This window comes from Mycobacterium kyorinense, from assembly GCF_002101735.1.
GTDB lineage: Bacteria > Actinomycetota > Actinomycetes > Mycobacteriales > Mycobacteriaceae > Mycobacterium > Mycobacterium kyorinense.
In genome coordinates, this window is record NZ_LQPE01000164.1 from 44,757 (window position 1) to 60,842 (window position 16,086).

The following is a 16,086-nucleotide window of genomic DNA, read 5'->3' on the forward strand; positions in this document are numbered from 1 at the left end:
TCGGCGCGTCGCCGGGCGGTCGGCTGGGTGCTCACAGTTCGACCTTGCACCACACCAGAAGAAAACGAAACTTGACAGCCGTCAAGCCCGTCCTGAGGATGGGGTTTTAGTGACGGCGGCCACAATCTCCAAAAGGAGCGTCGATGGCGACCATCAGCACCCCGCACTACCTGCTCGACCAAGCCAAGCGCCGGTTGACGCCGTCGTTCAACAATTTTCCCGGCATGGCCGCCGTCGAGCGGAAACTGCGCAACACCGAGTTCCCGCCGAAAACGCTCGCCGATCCGCCGCCGGGCAGCGGGCTCAAGCCCGTGATGGGCGACGCCGGGCTGCCGATCCTCGGCCACATCATCGAGATGCTGCGCGGCGGGCCCGACTATCTGATGTTCCTGTACCACACCAGAGGGCCGCTGATATTCGGCGATTCGCCGGTCCTGCCGGGGGTCGCGGCGCTGGGCCCCGACGCCGCCCAAATCATCTACTCCAACCGCAACAAGGACTATTCCCAACAAGGTTGGGTTCCGGTGATCGGGCCGTTCTTTCACCGCGGCCTGATGCTGCTCGACTTCGAAGAGCACATGTTCCACCGGAGGATCCTGCAGGAAGCCTTCGTCCGCTCTCGCCTGGTCGGCTATGTCGAGCAGATGGATCAGGTTGTGTCCCAGGTTGTTTCGAACAACTGGGTGGCCAACGACGCGCGCTTCCTGCTTTACCCCGCGATGAAAGAGCTCACACTCGACATCGCCTCGATGGTGTTCATGGGCCACGAACCGGGCACCGACCGCGAGCTGGTCACCAAGGTGAACAAGGCCTTCACGATCACCACCCGCGCCGGCAACGCGATCATCCGCACTCCCGTGCCGCCGTTCACCTGGTGGCGTGGCCTCAAAGCCCGGCAACTGCTGGAGGATTACTTCGCCGCCCGCGTCAAGGAACGGCGCGGCAAAGAGGGCAACGACCTGCTGACGGTGCTGTGCCAGACCGAGGACGAGGACGGCAACAGCTTTTCCGACGAGGACATCGTCAACCACATGATCTTTTTGATGATGGCCGCCCACGACACCTCGACGTCGACCGCGACCACGATGGCCTACCACCTGGCCGCCCACCCCGAATGGCAGCAGCGCTGCCGCGACGAATCGGACCGCCTCGGCGACGGCCCGCTCGATATCGAATCGCTGGAGAAGCTGGAGTCGCTCGACTTGGTGATGAACGAGTCGATTCGGTTGGTGACGCCCGTGCAGTGGGCCATGCGCCAAACCGTGCGCTACACCGACCTGCTCGGCTACTACCTGCCCAAAGGCACCAACGTCATTGCCTACCCCGGGATGAACCATCGGCTGCCGGAGCTCTGGACGGATCCGATGAAGTTCGACCCGGAGCGATTCACCGAACCGCGCTGCGAGCACAAGCGGCACCGCTACGCGTTCACACCATTCGGCGGCGGCGCGCACAAGTGCATCGGAATGGTGTTCGGGCAGTTGGAGATCAAGACGATCCTGCACCGGCTGCTGCGCCGCTACCGGCTGGAACTGCCGCGTCCCGAATACGAGGCGAAGTGGGATTACGCCGGCATGCCGGTGCCGGTCGACGGCATGCCGATCATGCTGCGTCCGCTGTAGCTTCGCGCGCCCACCCCTCAGCGCCGACTGTGCGGTTTCATACGCGACGCGCCGACGCGGGCGGATGAATTCGCACAGTCGGCCAGCGCCGTGGAAACTTGACAGCCGTCAAGTTTCGCCGTCAGGATGGGGTTCAGTGACGGCTGCCACAACCGGTAAGGAGCCTCGATGGCGACCATCAGCACCCCGCACTACCTGCTCGACCAGGCCAAGCGTCGCCTGACGCCCACGGTGAACACCATCCCCGGGCTGGGGATGATAGAGAAGCGGCTGCTGGAGGTCGACTGGAAGCCCAAGAAACTCGCCGAGCCGCCGCCGGGCAGTGGGTTAAAGCCGGTCATGGGCGATTCCGGGCTGCCGATCCTGGGCCACATCATCGAGTTGTTCCGCGAAGGCCCCGATTTCCCGCTGCACCTCTACCAGACCCGCGGGCCGGTCTGCTTTGCCGACTCGCCGATCCTGCCGTCGATCGTCGCGCTGGGTCCCGACGCCACCCAGGCCATCTTCTCCAACCGCAACAAGGACTTTTCGCAGAAGGGCTGGCACCCGGTGATCGGCCCGTTCTTCAACCGGGGCCTGATGATGCTCGACTTCGACGAGCATCTCTACCACCGACGCATCATGCAGGAGGCCTTCACCCGGCCCCGGCTGGCCGGTTACGTCGAGCACATCGACCGGGTGGCGACGGCGGTGGTGGCCGACTGGCCGACCAACGACGCACGCTTCCTGTTCCACCCGGCGATGAAGGAGCTCACCCTCGACATCGCCTCGATGGTGTTCATGGGCCACGAACCGGGCACCGACCACGAGCTGGTCACCAAGGTGAACAAGGCGTTCACCACGACGACCCGCGCCGGCGGCGCGATCATCCGCACCAGCGTCCCGCCGTTCAAGTGGTGGCAAGGACTTCGGGCCCGCAAGGTGCTCGAGGACTACTTCACCAAACGGGTCGCCGAGCGCCGCAACGCCGAGGGCAACGACATGCTCACGGTGCTGTGCCACACCGAGGACGAGGACGGCAACAGCTTCACCGACGAGGACATCGTCAACCACATGATCTTTTTGATGATGGCCGCCCACGACACCTCGACGTCGACGACCACGACGATGGCCTACAACCTCGCCGCCCACCCCGAATGGCAGGACCGCTGCCGCGACGAATCGGACCGCCTCGGTGACGGCCCGCTCGACATCGAGGCGCTCGAGAAGCTGGAGACGTTGGATCTGGTGATGGACGAGTCGCTGCGGCTGGTGACGCCGCTGCCGTTCAACATGCGCCAGACCCTGCGGGACACCGACCTGCTGGGCTACTACGTGCCGGCCGGCACCAATGTGGTGACCTGGCCGGGGATGAACCACTGGCTGCCCGAGCTGTGGACCGAACCGCGCAAGTTCGACCCGGAGCGGTTCACCGAACCGCGCAGCGAGCACAAGAAGCACCGCTACGCGTTCGCGCCGTTCGGCGGTGGGGCGCACAAGTGCATCGGGATGGTGTTCGGCCGGCTCGAGGTCAAGACCGTCGTGCACCGGCTGCTGCGCCGTTACCGGCTGGAGCTGCCGCGGCCCGGCTACCAGCCACGCTGGGACTACGGCGGCATGCCGATCCCGATGGACGGCATGCCGATCGTGCTGCGCCCGCTCTAACGGCTAGCCATACAGCCGGTTGGCGCAGGCGATGACCGCGCGCAACGCGGACTGCGTCGCGTCGTCCGACCAGCCCATCGCCCACTCGGCCCGGGTGCCGTCGCTGCCCCGGATGAACGTGGCAACGTTGTCGTCGGAGCGCAGTTGGTGGAATCGCAGCATTTCCACCGCAATGCCGTGCTTGTAGAGCATCTCGGTCAAGGCGGCGACCGGGCCCGTCGCGGTCGCCGTCACGGTCTCGATGGAGTCGCCGAAGCCGAGCGTGGCCCGAAAGGTGCGGGCCTGGGGTCCCAGCCGGGTGGCCGGCCGCTCGGCGTCGGCACATTCCCACTGGCCCAGCCGCACCGGGCCGGTGCTGGGTGCATAGGTGGCGGTGAAGCGGCTCCACGACATGGTCTCGGCGTCCTCCCGGAGTCCGCCCGGCAGCGAGACGGGCGCAACGTCGATGCAGGTCGTACGTGGTTCGGGGATTGCCATGTGCGGTCTTCTCTGGTCTCAAAGGGAGCGACCGACGGGTAGTAGCTTCCGACCCACAGCGGGGGGTCGGTCTTGGATCAGACCCCGCTGCGGGTACTGGCTACTACGAGAAGATGCTGCACGATCGCCGAGACTAGTCGCTGGCGCGGGACCGCTGCAAGTTCATTACACGGGCTGGCCGGACACCTCTTGGAGAGCCTCCCGCAGCAATCCGGCCACCGCGTCGGCGATGTCGTCGAGCCCGGGCTCCTTGGTCACGTCCACCATCAGCCGCGGGTCCATCGCGTCGACGATGATCGTCTCCGGCGCGTCCGGATCGCGGCGCACCACCACATTGCACGGCAGCAGCACCCCGATCTGCCGGAAGGCGTTGACGGCCTGATGGGCGAACTGCGGGTTGCAGGCGCCCAGGATCAGGTAGTCCTCCATGTCCTCGCCGAGCTTGGCTTTCAGCGTCGCCTTCACGTCGATTTCGCTGAGGACGCCAAATCCCTTCTGCGCCAGTGCTTCCCGGGTACGGGCGACCGCGTCGTCGAATGAGGTGTGCAGGGTGGTCGAGAGCGCGATGCTCATGGCCGACCCCTCTCTTCTCAGCCCAGTCGAAGGTAGGCCTGGATCGTCGTTGCGGTGGCGGTGGCGTGGGTGCGCACCAGGTCCGCGACCGTGTTGACCAGAAACAACCCACGGCCGGTGAGGGCGTCGGCGGTCGGCGCGCGGCGTCCGGCCAGCGGATCGTCGAGCCGACCCGCGTCGCTGGCCTCGCAGACGATATGGCCGTTGTACTGCCAGAAGGCCAGCCGGCAGACGCCTCCGGTGTGCTGCAGGCTGTTGGTGGCCAGCTCGGTGGCGATCAGCTGCAAGCTCGCGATGCCCTCGGGCGACAGACCCAGCCACCGCGCGTAGCGGGCGGCGAACGACCGCGCCGCGCTCAGATCTGCCAACTCTCGCACCGTGTAGGTGACGGCCATCGCGTCGCTGGGCAGCGGCAGGTTGTGGCGGGCCAGGGCGTCGTCGGGCGCATAGTCGGCGTTGTGGTCTGCCGTGCCGTCCCGCCATAGCAGCGGGTGGGTGCGACGCGCGTCGGCGAGAACATCCTGGTCGAGCCCGGCGGCGTCGTAGGGGCACAGCGCCGTCACCTCGCGGTCGGCGAAAAGCGTGTTGGCCAACGCCTCGTTCTCGACGCAGCCGGGGTATTCGTCGGCGCTGCGGCCGGGCCACACCGGCTCGCCGACCATGCGCACCCGCCGATCGCGGTGCTTCTCGGCGAAGGTGCTCATCGCGCCCATCGCGCGGGCGGGGTTGCGCCCGACGTCGGCCATGTCGGCCATCGTCATGTCCGCGCAGGCATCGCCCAATCCGTCGCGAAGCAAGCCCAGGTGCCCCGCGGGGGCGGCCACCAATACCGGCTCGCTGTTGCGCAATCCGTCGAGAATGAACGGCACTACCCCAGCGAGGTATTCGCGCTCGCCGCGGTAGAACAGCGCCGAGTGCATGAAGCCCGCCGAGTCGACGCGTGGCTGATGCACAATTGCCACCTCGATCGCGTTGCCGGGACCCCCAACGGGGCTGAGACTACCCGGCTCCCCTGCCGTGATAAACCGCTAAAGCCACCACGACGCCGCGGCATCCAAATGGCGTCGGAGTCGGTGGCGGGCCAGGCTGTCGTCGCCGTCGGCGATGGCCTCGATGATCCGCCGGTGCGCATGCTGCACGTCGGCGAAATCACTGTGGCTCGGCGGCGTCTGCTCGCTGGCGGACCACTGCCGGCGGAACAGCTCGACGAGGATCCGCAGGAACAAGTCCAGCACGGCGTTGCCGGCCAGCTGCGCCATCCCGCTGTGAAACAGGAACTCTTCCAGGCCGGCCTTGCGGAGGTCGTCGCCGGTTTCGTCGATGAGTTGTCGATGCGTGTTGAGAAAGCTCCGCACGTCGGGGGCGTCGTGCCTGCTGACAACCTTTGCGACGTTGTCGATTTCGATGGCATCGCGCACCAGGCGCAGGTCGTCGCGGCTGGGTTCGCGGTATTGCAAGTACAACGCGATGGTGTCAATGCTGGCCTGCGCCTGTGGTTTTCCCACCACCAGCCCGCCGCCGGGCCCGCGGCGCATTCGCGCGATCGCGTGGTATTCGAGCAGCCGCACTGCTTCGCGCAGCACCGAGCGGCTGACTCGATAGCGTTCCAGTAGCTGCACCTCGCTGCCGAGAATGGAGCCGACCTGCCAGCCGCCGGCGGCGATGTCGTCGCGGATCTCGGCCGCCAACACCTCGGCGCGCTTGGCCGGTGTGGCATCGGGGTTCGGTCTGCGCGGCCGACCGGGCTTGTGGTGTTGTCGCAGCCACGTCGTCACCGACTCGATGTGACGCTCGCTGAGCGTCTTGGCCCGCGCCGAGTCGCCGGCGGTGACGGCAGCGACGATCTCGGCGTGCTCTGCGCGGGTGCGGTCCAGCGCCTGGGCGTCCGCGCGCGAACCGCGGGCGAATTGCGCGGTCAGCCGCATCAGGATGTCGATAAACAGTTGCAGCGCGGGGTTTTTGGATTGCTCGGCCAGCGCCGTGTGGAATTCGCGCTGCGACGGCGTCGTCAGCACGGCGCGCAGCCGTCCGATGCCGGTCTCGTCGATCCGCTCGGCAGCCAGCACCGCCGCCAACGGTTCGAGCAGCAGACGCGCCTGCAGCAGAACGTCGATCGTGGTGCCCTGGTACTCGAGGTAGATGACGACAGCTTTGGTTGCCGCGGCGGCGTCCGGCTCGCAAACCAGCAGTCCCCCGCCGGGTCCGCGGCGCATGCGCGCGACCTGGTGGTGTTCGACCAGGCGCACGGCTTCGCGCAGTACCGACCGGCTGACCTGGTAGCGCTGTTGAAGTGCCTGCTCGGATCCCAGCGATTCGCCGATCGGCCAGCCGCGGCGAATGATGTCCGCCTCGATGCGCCGGGCGATCTGGGCGGCCCGCTTGTCGGGGCGCAGCTGCGCATTCAATTGCGCAGCACCCCAACGGTTCTCAGCATGTCAGCAGCATGCAGCCAGCGATCGGGCCGCCACCCGCGGCGACGACCGCGACCTGCGGGCGGCGCGGCACCTGCCGCTCACCCGCCTGACCGCGCAGCTGCAGGCAGGCTTCGTGCAGCACCCAATAGCCGTGCATGCGTCCGGCCGACAGTTGGCCGCCGTAGGTGTTCAGCGGCAGCACGCCGTCGAGGGCGATCCGCTCGGCGCCCTCGACAAACGGGCCGGCCTCTCCGTCACCGCAGATGCCCAATGCTTCCAGCCACGCCAGCGTGAGAAACGTGAAGCCGTCGTACAACTCGGCGATCTCGATATCGGCCGGCGCCAGGTATGTCCGCGACCACATCTGCGCCGCTGCGTCGGTAGCCGCCATCTTCGGGTAGTCGGGCCGGTGGAACCAGCCACCGGCACCGTCGGACCCGCCGATGGCCTCCACAGCGACCGGCGGCTGCGGGCAGTCGCTGGCGTATTCCGCGGCCGAAACCACCACCGCGATCGACCCGTCGACCGGGACGTCGCAATCCAGCAGCCCGAACGGCGAGGAGACCGGCCGCGCGGCCAGGTAGTCGGCCATGGTGAGCGGTTCGCGGTACACCGCAAGCGGATTCAGCGCGGCGTTGCGCCGGCTGTTGATCGCCAGCCAGCCTAGCTGCTCCTTGGTGGTCCCGTAGAGGTGCATGTGCCGGCGGCAGTGCATCGCCAGCCAGTTCGCAGCTGAATAGGCATGCGCGGCAAGGAGTTCGACGACGTCGTCCATTCCGCCGATGCTCGGCTGTTCGCCCTGCGCATTGGCCGGCACTGAGCCACCGATCATCTGGACCGTTCGATAGACCAGCACATGGCGGGCCTGTTTGTCCGCGACCGCCTGACAGGCCGACATCACCGGTGTCAGCAGGCCGGCGGCGCCGAACCCGGATTTGTAGTCGACTGCGTCGATGCCGAGCGCGGCGGCGACTTCGGGCACCGGGGTATCGCCCAGACTGGCGACGCCATCGATGTCGTCGGCGCGCAGTCCGGCATCGGCGATGGCGGCGCGCACCGCCTCGCAAGTGAGTGCCAGGCCGGGAATGCCGGTGCGACGGCCGATTCGGGAGATACCGATTCCCGACAGGATCGCGTGCTTCTCGAAGTGTCGGCTTGGCACCAAAAGAGTGTACTGTATTGCGGGTGTCGGACCGGAGGTTACTCGTCGAGCATTGCGACGAATGCGCCCGCTGGGTGCACCCCCCGGCCGGCACGTGCCCCGATTGCGGCGGCCCGCTGGCCGCCCGGCCGGTATCCGGACGCGGCACGGTGTTCACCTACACGGTCAACTACCACCCGTACAACCCCGATGTGCCGACCCCGTACGTGATCGCGATCGTCGAGCTGGACGAGCCGGCAGGGCTTCGGGTGGCCGCCAATATCGTTGACTGCGAACCCGATTCGGTGCACTGCGGAATGCCGGTCGAGGTGCGGTTCCAAGCGCGAGCAGACAGAGAATCGCACGCGCCGGGCCATTTTGATGCGAGTCTGCGTCTGCTCGCGGTGCCAACGCCTATTTGATCAGCGGGTCGCGCGGCATGCCGAGAATCCGCTCGGCGATCTGGTTGCGGGTGACCTCCGAGGTGCCGCCGGCAATGGCCATCCCACGCGCACCCATCAGCATGCGGCTGACCAGTCCGGCCGGCCCGTCGGCCAACGCGATCTCGGGTCCCAGCAGCGCCGCGCCGATCGCGGCCCCCTCGCCCATGTGCTCGGCCAGCGTGAGTTTGGTGATGTTGCCTTCGGGCCCCGGGCCCGCTCCCTCGATGCTGCGCGCGGCGCGGCGCAGGTTCAGCAGCCGCAGCGCGTGTTCGCCGGCGAGGAAGGCGCCGACGCGAACCGTCGCGCCCGCCAACCGATCTCCGCGCTGCTGGGCCAGCCCCACGAGTTGCGCGCCGACGCCCTGGTAGTACGACGTGCCGCCGCCGATGCTCACCCGCTCGTTGCCCAGCGTCGCCCGGGCCACCGTCCATCCGGTGTTGGGTTCGCCGACGACATCCTCGTCGGGAACGAACACGTCGTTGAAGAACACCTCGTTGAAGTCGGAGCCGCCGGTGATCTGGCGCAGCGGCCGCACCTCGACGCCGGGCGCCTTCATGTCGACGATCACCGTGGTGATGCCGGCATGCTTGGGCGCGTCCCGGTCAGTGCGCACCGTCGCCAGGCCGCGACGGCAATAGTGGGCGCCGCTGGTCCACACCTTCTGCCCGTTGATCTTCCAGCCGCCGTCGACGCGAGTAGCCCGGGTCTTGATGCCCGCCGCGTCCGATCCGGCATCGGGCTCGGAGAAGAGCTGGCACCAGATCTCCTCTTGACGCAGTGCCTTCTCGACGAATCTCTCGATCTGCGAAGGGGTTCCGTGCTGGATGAGCGTCAGGATGACCCATCCGGTGATCTGGTAGTCCGGTCGCTTGATGCCCGCCGCGGCGAACTCCTGCTCGATCACCAGTTGCTCGACGGCGTCGGCGGCCAGACCCCACGGCTTGGGCCAGTGCGGCATCACGTACCCGGTAGCGATCAGCCGGTCCAGTTGCCCCTTTTTGTCCAGCGCGGCGATCTCGGCGACATCGGCACGCACCCGGGCGCGCAGTTCTTCGGCCTCCGGCGGTAGGTCAAGGCTGTTGGCCCGGGTGACCCCGGCCGCGGTGCGGTCGAAGACGTCCTGGGCGGGCGCGTCGCCGCCGAACAGCGCCCGGGCGGCCAGCGCACGGCGCAGATGCAGGTGCGCGTCGTGCTCCCAGGTGAACCCGATGCCGCCGTGCACCTGGATGTTCAGCTCGGCGTTGCGCGCGTAGGCCGGGAACGCCAGCGTGGCGGCGACGGCCGCCGCCAGCCGGAACTGCTCCTCGTCTTCGCCCGCTGCCCGCGAGGCGTCCCATACCGCGGCGGTCGCCGACTCTGCGCCCACCAGCATGTTGGCGCAATGATGTTTCACCGCTTGGAAAGTGGCGATGGTGCGGCCGAATTGCTGGCGCACTTTGGCATAGTCGACCGCGGCGTCGACGCAGTCCGACGCGCCGCCGACCGCCTCGGCGGCCAACAGTGTGCGGGCCCGGGCCAGCGCGGATTCCCGGGCGCCCGGCAGGATGTCGTCGTCGCTGACGCGGACGTTGCGCAGCGTCACCCGCCCCGAGCGCCGGGTCGGGTCGAGGTTGTCGGGCACCTCGACCGTCACGCCGTCGCGGCCGCGGTCCAGCAGCAGTACGTCGTCGCCCGCGGCGATCAGCAACAGCTCGGCGAGCCCGGCGCCCAACACGATTCCGGCGTCGCCGTCGGCGACTCCGCCGTCGACCCGCACGTCACCGCCGAGGCCGACACCGGCCGTGACGGTGCCGTCGATCAGCCCGGGCAGCAGCCGCCGCTTCTGCGCGTCGGTGCCGTCCTTGGCGACGACGGCCGACGTGATCACCGTCGGCACGAACGGTCCCGGCGCCACGGCGCGGCCGAGCTCTTCGATCACCACGACGAGTTCGGGTAGGCCGTATCCCGAGCCGCCATGCTCCTCGCCGATATGTAGGCCGAGCCAGCCGAGTTCGACGAGATCCTGCCAGAACGGTGGGCGTGACTCGTCGGGCGAATCAAGAAGTGAGCGCGCCGCCCAGCGCGCCTTCTGCGAGGTCAAGAATGCGCGGGCCACCTCGGCGAGTTCGCGATGGTCGTCGGTCAATGCGATACCCATCAGGGGGCCTCCTCGTCGATGTGCGCCGACTAAAGAGTGTACTTAATCCAGGCCGGGCCGCGAGACAGAAGCCAGGGCTGTGAGCCAGCGCAGGAGCACGACCCTGGCGTCTGTCTCGCGGCCAATCCTCTACTTGGGCGCGAACCGCTGCCCGGCGTCCAGGCGCAGGCACTGCCCGTTGAGCATCGGGTTGTCCACGATGGCCGCGACCAGCTTGGCGTATTCCTCCGGGCGGCCCAGCCTCTTCGGGAAAGCCGCGTCCTTGGTCAGCGCGATGGCGTAGTCGTCGGGAATGCCTTTGGTGAGCCCGGTCGCGAACAGGCTGGGCGCAATCGCGAGCACGCGGATGCCCATCGAGCCGAGGTCGCGCGCCATCGTCAGGCACATGCCGGCGATGCCCGCTTTGGCCGCGGTGTAGGCGACTTGGCCGATCTGGCCTTCGAACGCCGCGATCGAGGCGGTGTTGATGATGACGCCGCGCTCTTCGTCTTCGGGTTCGTTCTTGGCCATGTGCGCGGCCGCCAGCCGGCTGATGTTGAACGTGGCGATGAGATTGAGATCGATGACCGATTGGAAGGATTCGAGGTCGTGCGGGCCGGACTTGGACAGCGTCCGCTTGGCGATACCGCCGCCGGCCGTCGTGACCACCACGTGCAGGCCGCCGAGAGCGTCGACCGCGGCCTGCAGCGTCTCCTCGGTGCCGGCGAAGTCGGTCACGTCGACCGGGTAGAACGTGCCGCCTCCTTTGAGGCCCGCGGCCACGTCCTTGCCGTCGGAGCCCTCGCGGTCGAGTACCGCGACGCTTGCCCCGCGCTCGGCCAGCAGTTCGGCGGTCGCGCGCCCCATGCCCGACGCGCCGCCGATGACGACGACCTTCTTGCCGTTGATCTCCATTCAAACCTCCTTGTTTGACCCGTTGCCACAGCACGCTATCGCGAGGGCCCAGGGACTTGTCGGCCAGGCATGTCAAGCTGAGCTGTGCTGCTGATCGACGTGGCGACAACCTCGGCCGACGTGGGCGGCGCTTCGGCGCGGCGGGCCAAGATCGCTCGGATCGCCGAGCTACTGGCCCAGCTCAAGTCCCAACCCCAACTGGTCGGCATCGTCGTCTCATGGCTTTCGGGTGAGCTGCCGCAACGCCAAATCGGTGTCGGCTGGGCCAGTTTGCGTTCGCTGCCCGCTGCCGCCAAGCACCCGAGCCTGACCGTCGCCGACGTCGACGCCACCTTCTCGGCGATACGTGCGATCTCGGGAACGGGATCACAGGCGCGCCGCGCTACCGTCGTCGCGGACCTGTTCGCTGCCGCCACCGAGACCGAGCAGACGTTTCTTCACAAGTTGCTGACGGGCGAGCTGCGCCAGGGCGCGCTGGCCGGCGTGATGGCCGACGCCGTCGCCCAGGCCGCGCAACTTCCGGGCGCCGCGGTGCGGCGCGCGGCGATGCTCGGCGGAGACCTGCCCGCCGTGGCCGCCGCAGCACTGACCGGCGGCGAGGCGGCGCTGGATTCGTTCACGCTGCGGGTGGGCCAGCCGGTGGGTCCGATGCTGGCGCAGACTGCGGCCAGCGTTGCCGATGCACTCGAAAGACTCGGCGGCACAGCGGTTTTCGAAGCAAAGCTGGATGGTGCGCGGGTGCAGATTCATCGGGCCGGCGACCAGGTCACCATCTACACCCGTAGCCTCGACGACGTCACCGCCCGGCTGCCCGAGGTGGTCGAGGCGACGCTGGCGCTGCCGGTCACCGACCTCATCGCCGACGCGGAGGCCATCGCCCTGCGGCCCGACAACCGGCCGCAGCCCTTTCAGGTCACCGGGTCGCGGTTCGGGCGATCGGTCGACGTCGCGGCGGCTCGCGCGGCGCACGAGTTGTCGGTGTTCTACTTCGACGTCTTGCACCGCGACGGTGTCGACCTGCTCGACGCGCCGACCACCGAGCGCATCGAGGTGCTCGACGACCTCGTGCCCGCGCACAACCGGGTCGATCGGCTGATCACGGACGACCCGGCGGCCGCGGCGGACTTCCTGGACGCGACGTTGGCTGCCGGGCATGAAGGGGTGATGGCCAAGTCGCCGACGGCGCCGTACGAGGCGGGGCGCCGCGGCGCCGGCTGGCTCAAGGTCAAACCGGTGCACACCCTCGACCTGGTGGTGCTGGCCGTCGAGTGGGGATCGGGACGGCGCAGCGGCAAGCTGTCGAATATCCACCTGGGCGCCCGCGATCCGGTGAGCGGCGGCTTTGTGATGCTGGGCAAAACGTTCAAGGGCATGACCGACGCCATGCTGGACTGGCAGACCGCGCGATTCCGGGAACTGGCGGTCGGCAGCACCGATGGTTACGTCGTGCGATTGCGGCCCGAGCAGGTGGTCGAGATCGCGTTCGACGGGCTGCAGCGCTCGTCACGCTATCCCGGTGGGCTTGCGCTGCGGTTCGCCCGGGTGCTGCGCTACCGCGACGACAAGGGCCCCGCCGAGGCCGACACCATCGACACCGTGCGCGCCCTCTACGACCAAAACGGCTGAGCCGGGCACGTTTTCATAGCCGGCGCACAGGTTCGGCTCATCAGGTAGAAAGTCTGGACCGGTGTGATCGGAGACCGGTCGACACTGTGCCGGGCCCAAATGACGGGCTTGGTGGCCGATCCCTAGCAGAATGCCCTTAGAAGGACGACCGGACGCAGACACGATTGCCCTGGTTTCCGTAACGACCCGAGCGAAAGGCCCAGGTGTTCACCCGCGAACCGCAGTCGGACGTCGCGCAGTGCGACACCGCCACCCTCCGCGAGCGGCGGCTGATCCTGGTCCGGCGCGCGGCCGTCATGGTGTGGGCCCTCGTCGTGGTGTATCGGACCCTGACGGCCGGCCTGGCCTTCAACCGCGAGCTGCTGCTGCTCTACATCGCCACCGGGCTGATCGCGGCAAGCATCGGCCGCCCTCGCCAGGTGCTCGCCGTCGTCCGGGACTGGCTGCCGTTCGCGCTCGTGCTGTTGCTGTACGACCTCAGCCGGGGTGCGGCGGGCCTGGTCGGCGCACCGACGCTGTGGCAGTTCCAGCCCGCGGCCGACCGCTGGCTGTTCTTCGGCACCGAGCCGACGTTGTGGTTGCAGGAACATCTCAAAATGCCGCAGCCGCCCTGGTGGGAGGTGGTCATCAGCGGCGTCTACATGTCGTTCTTCGTGCTGCCGTACGTGGTCGCCGGCGTGCTCTGGCTGCGCAACCGCGACGACTGGGCCGCGTTCGTCCGGCGGTTCGTCGCGTTGTCGTTCGCGTCGCTGATCGGCTACGTGCTGATGCCCTCGGCGCCGCCGTGGGCCGCGGCCCGCTGCACCGCGCACGACGTCGCCGGTGGTCCGTCCAACCCGCCGTGCATGTTCCGCAGCCCCGCCGGTGTGCCCGACGGCGGGCTGCTGGGCGCGATGCACACCCACCAGCCCGGGGCTCATCCGTTTGTCGAGCGCATCTCCACCCGCGGGTGGGGCACCCTGCACCTGCAGTCGGCGGGCGCGTTGGTGGACTCCGGACAGGCCAGCGTGAACCTGGTGGCGGCCATCCCGTCGCTGCACGCCGGGCTGTCGGCGATGGTCGCGGTGTTCCTGTGGCGGCGCGTCAAGGCGCAATGGCGTCCGCTGCTGGTCACCTACGTGCTGGTGATGGCCTTCACGCTGGTGTACTCGGCCGAGCACTACGTCATCGACATCCTGCTGGGCTGGGCGCTGGCCGCGATCGTGATGCTGGTGGTCGGCCGTCTGGAGTCGTGGTGGTCGAGACGGCGTTCAGCCGACCTCGTCGAGCCAGCGGGCGATCTCCGCGGCGGCCTCGCCGTAGAAAGTGCGGTAGACGCGGTCGGCGACGTAGCCGATGTGTGGGGTGGCGACGACGTTGTCGAGGGATCGCAGCGGATGGTCGGCCGGCAGCGGCTCGGTGTCGAAGACGTCGAGCCCGGCGCCCGCGAGCCGGTGGGAGCGCAACGCGTCGATCAGCGCCGCCTCGTCGACGATCGGGCCGCGCGAGGTGTTGACTAGCAACGCCGTCGGCTTCATCAGCCCCAACTCGGCAGCGCCCACCAGCCCGCGGCTGCGCTCGCCGAGCACCAGGTGGATGGTCAGCACGTCGGCACGGCCGAACAACTCCTCTTTGCCCACGTAGGTGGCACCGGCCTGCGCGGCGGCCTCAGGGGTCAGGTTGGTGCTCCACGCGATGACGTCCATGCCGAAGGCTGCCCCGACTCGCGCCACCCGACGGCCGATCCGGCCCAGCCCGAGCACACCCAGCACCGCCCCGCCCAGCTGACGGCCGACCGACGTCTGCCAGCCGCCGGCGCGCACCGAGAGAGTTTCGTCGAGGATCCGGCGGGCGGCCGCCAGGATCAGCGCCCACGTCAACTCGACCGTGGACTCGATGTAGCCGCCGGTCGTGCTGACGTGGATACCGCGTTCTCTGGCCGCCGCGACGTCGATGGCTGCGTTGAACGGGCCGGTGGATGCGATCATCTTCAGCTGGTGCAAGCGCTCGATGATGCTGCGCGGCAAGGGTGTTCGCTCCCGCATCACGCACACCACGTCGAACGGCGCCAACCGTTCGACGACGGCGTCGTGATCGGCAACGTGATCAGTGAAGACGGTGATGTCGGCACGCGCGGCCACATGCGACCAGTCGGCCATGTTCAGCGCGACGTTCTGGTAGTCGTCGAGGATCGCGACCTTCACGATGCCATCCAGTGTTCGCCGAAGGCACTGCCCGCGGCGGGCTCGTTGACGCCAAAGACGAAGGGCGCGAACACAACTTCGCGGCCGTCGGGATCGCGGTAGATGACCGCTCCCGTCGCCGCCCAATACGGGTGCGAGTCCACGGGCTGCATCCCCGCCGCGCGCAGCCGGGCCGTCGCGCGATGTTGCGCGGCGGCGTCGGGAAAGTACAGGCACAGCTGCTCGTGGCTGTCGACCGGGAGGGGCTCGGTGGCTTCGACGATTTCGAAGGTGACGGCGGTCCCGGGCAGTCCGAACACCGCGCCCGTGCTGCCGTAGCTGTCCTTGAAGGTCGCGCACAGCGGCAACCCGACGAGGTCGCGGTAGAACCGGACGGTTTCGTCGAAGTGTGTTGAGCGACGGGCGAAGCGGACGGCACCGATCGGGGCCAGCTCCTCGGGCCAGCCCGCCGCGGCCGGGGTGAAGGTGTTCATGGCGTGGACGGTAGGACCTCAACCCTAGTTCAGGTCAAGTGTGCTCAGCGCAGCTGTTGCACGCGGATCATGTTGCCCGCGGGATCGCGGAGGGCGAAGTCGCGCACCCCGTACGGCTGCTCGATCGGCTCCTGCACGATCTCGACGTCGCCGGACTGCAGCTGGTCGAAGACGCCATCGAGGTCCTTGGCGGCCAACAGCAGCATGCCGTAGTTGCCCTTGGCCATCATCTCGGCGATGACCCGGCGCTCTTCGTCGGTGAGGCCCGGGGTGGCTGCCGGCGGGTACAGGACAATGGACGTGTCGGGCTGGTTCGGAGGGCCGAGCGTGATCCAGCGCATCGTGCCGCTGCCGACGTCGAGGCGGACCTCGAAATCGAGGGCGTCGCGATAGAACGCCAGGGATTCTTCCGGGTCGTCGTGCGGGAGGAAGCTCGAGTGAATAGTAATGTCCATGGCG

14 protein-coding genes and 1 pseudogene are annotated in these 16,086 nt (G+C 68.2%); 5 read left to right on the forward strand and 10 right to left on the reverse strand.

Annotation, left to right across the window (positions count from 1 at the left end):
- Positions 1–143: 143 nt before the first annotated feature.
- A complete protein-coding gene (locus tag AWC14_RS24545; RefSeq protein WP_045383436.1) occupies positions 144–1,622 on the forward strand; it encodes a cytochrome P450 in 1,479 nt (492 codons plus the stop codon).
- Positions 1,623–1,790: 168 nt separating this feature from the next.
- Complete coding sequence (locus AWC14_RS24550; RefSeq protein ID WP_045383439.1) at positions 1,791–3,266, forward strand: cytochrome P450; 1,476 nt, start codon at positions 1,791–1,793, stop codon at positions 3,264–3,266.
- A 3-nt stretch (positions 3,267–3,269) separates the two neighbouring features.
- Here the strand turns inward: AWC14_RS24550 and AWC14_RS24555 are convergent, their stop codons facing one another.
- The 5 genes from AWC14_RS24555 to AWC14_RS24575 all read right to left on the reverse strand — a co-directional run bounded on the left by AWC14_RS24555 (position 3,270) and on the right by AWC14_RS24575 (position 7,892).
- Positions 3,270–3,743 carry a 2-isopropylmalate synthase gene (locus tag AWC14_RS24555; RefSeq protein ID WP_045383442.1) on the reverse strand — a complete coding sequence of 158 codons (474 nt, stop codon included), beginning with the start codon at positions 3,741–3,743 and terminating at the stop codon, positions 3,270–3,272.
- A 165-nt stretch (positions 3,744–3,908) separates the two neighbouring features.
- The gene (locus AWC14_RS24560; protein ID WP_045383445.1) at positions 3,909–4,316 is read right to left on the reverse strand and encodes a DUF302 domain-containing protein; all 408 of its coding nucleotides are present in this window, start codon (positions 4,314–4,316) and stop codon (positions 3,909–3,911) included.
- 17 nt (positions 4,317–4,333) lie between these two features.
- Positions 4,334–5,236 carry a sensor histidine kinase gene (locus AWC14_RS24565; RefSeq protein WP_045383521.1) on the reverse strand — a complete coding sequence of 301 codons (903 nt, stop codon included), beginning with the start codon at positions 5,234–5,236 and terminating at the stop codon, positions 4,334–4,336.
- A 108-nt stretch (positions 5,237–5,344) separates the two neighbouring features.
- A complete protein-coding gene (locus tag AWC14_RS24570) occupies positions 5,345–6,721 on the reverse strand; it encodes a FadR/GntR family transcriptional regulator (RefSeq protein WP_045383448.1) in 1,377 nt (458 codons plus the stop codon).
- Positions 6,722–6,743: 22 nt separating this feature from the next.
- Positions 6,744–7,892, reverse strand: coding sequence for a thiolase family protein (locus AWC14_RS24575; protein ID WP_045383450.1), 1,149 nt, complete (start codon positions 7,890–7,892; stop codon positions 6,744–6,746).
- A gap of 23 nt (positions 7,893–7,915) precedes the next feature.
- Here AWC14_RS24575 and AWC14_RS24580 point away from each other — a divergent pair, with 23 nt between their 5' ends.
- Positions 7,916–8,293 (forward strand): Zn-ribbon domain-containing OB-fold protein, encoded by a 378-nt coding sequence (locus AWC14_RS24580; RefSeq protein WP_045383451.1) that lies wholly within the window; start codon positions 7,916–7,918, stop codon positions 8,291–8,293.
- Here the strand turns inward: AWC14_RS24580 and AWC14_RS24585 are convergent.
- Together AWC14_RS24585 and AWC14_RS24590 are read right to left on the reverse strand one after the other, a co-directional pair.
- Entirely contained in the window at positions 8,286–10,451 is a 2,166-nt protein-coding gene (locus AWC14_RS24585; protein ID WP_045383453.1) for an acyl-CoA dehydrogenase family protein, read from the reverse strand. The two genes, AWC14_RS24580 and AWC14_RS24585, sit on opposite strands and share 8 nt — an antisense overlap.
- A gap of 129 nt (positions 10,452–10,580) precedes the next feature.
- Positions 10,581–11,345 carry an SDR family NAD(P)-dependent oxidoreductase gene (locus AWC14_RS24590; RefSeq protein WP_045383455.1) on the reverse strand — a complete coding sequence of 255 codons (765 nt, stop codon included), beginning with the start codon at positions 11,343–11,345 and terminating at the stop codon, positions 10,581–10,583.
- An 84-nt stretch (positions 11,346–11,429) separates the two neighbouring features.
- On the opposite strand from AWC14_RS24590, the gene AWC14_RS24595 reads away from it, so the two are divergent.
- The gene (locus tag AWC14_RS24595) at positions 11,430–12,971 is read left to right on the forward strand and encodes an ATP-dependent DNA ligase (protein WP_045383456.1); all 1,542 of its coding nucleotides are present in this window, start codon (positions 11,430–11,432) and stop codon (positions 12,969–12,971) included.
- A gap of 269 nt (positions 12,972–13,240) precedes the next feature.
- Positions 13,241–14,221 (forward strand): annotated as a pseudogene (locus tag AWC14_RS24600) (phosphatase PAP2 family protein); the annotation flags it as partial.
- Here the strand turns inward: AWC14_RS24600 and AWC14_RS29835 are convergent.
- Genes AWC14_RS29835 through AWC14_RS24615 form a run of 3 tightly spaced genes read right to left on the reverse strand, consistent with a single transcriptional unit; the run spans position 14,222 to position 16,082 of the window.
- Positions 14,222–15,157: a D-2-hydroxyacid dehydrogenase family protein gene (locus AWC14_RS29835; RefSeq protein ID WP_142281830.1), complete on the reverse strand. Its 936-nt coding sequence runs from the start codon at positions 15,155–15,157 to the stop codon at positions 14,222–14,224.
- Positions 15,151–15,627 carry a VOC family protein gene (locus tag AWC14_RS24610; protein WP_045383460.1) on the reverse strand — a complete coding sequence of 159 codons (477 nt, stop codon included), beginning with the start codon at positions 15,625–15,627 and terminating at the stop codon, positions 15,151–15,153. Before AWC14_RS24610 ends, AWC14_RS29835 begins: the two co-directional genes overlap by 7 nt.
- 44 nt (positions 15,628–15,671) lie before the next feature.
- Positions 15,672–16,082, reverse strand: coding sequence for a VOC family protein (locus AWC14_RS24615; RefSeq protein ID WP_045383461.1), 411 nt, complete (start codon positions 16,080–16,082; stop codon positions 15,672–15,674).
- Between the last annotated feature and the right edge of the window lie 4 nt (positions 16,083–16,086).

Excerpts from the sequence above, each read along its gene's own strand:
- AWC14_RS24545 (WP_045383436.1), top strand. The coding sequence starts at position 144 with ATGGCGACCATCAGCACCCCGCACTACCTGCTCGACCAAGCCAAGCGC.
- AWC14_RS24550 (WP_045383439.1), top strand. The coding sequence starts at position 1,791 with ATGGCGACCATCAGCACCCCGCACTACCTGCTCGACCAGGCCAAGCGT.
- AWC14_RS24555 (WP_045383442.1), bottom strand. The coding sequence starts at position 3,743 with ATGGCAATCCCCGAACCACGTACGACCTGCATCGACGTTGCGCCCGTC.
- AWC14_RS24560 (WP_045383445.1), bottom strand. The coding sequence starts at position 4,316 with ATGAGCATCGCGCTCTCGACCACCCTGCACACCTCATTCGACGACGCG.
- AWC14_RS24565 (WP_045383521.1), bottom strand. The coding sequence starts at position 5,236 with ATGCACTCGGCGCTGTTCTACCGCGGCGAGCGCGAATACCTCGCTGGG.
- AWC14_RS24585 (WP_045383453.1), bottom strand. The coding sequence starts at position 10,451 with ATGGGTATCGCATTGACCGACGACCATCGCGAACTCGCCGAGGTGGCC.
- AWC14_RS24590 (WP_045383455.1), bottom strand. The coding sequence starts at position 11,345 with ATGGAGATCAACGGCAAGAAGGTCGTCGTCATCGGCGGCGCGTCGGGC.
- AWC14_RS24610 (WP_045383460.1), bottom strand. The coding sequence starts at position 15,627 with ATGAACACCTTCACCCCGGCCGCGGCGGGCTGGCCCGAGGAGCTGGCC.
- AWC14_RS24615 (WP_045383461.1), bottom strand. The coding sequence starts at position 16,082 with ATGGACATTACTATTCACTCGAGCTTCCTCCCGCACGACGACCCGGAA.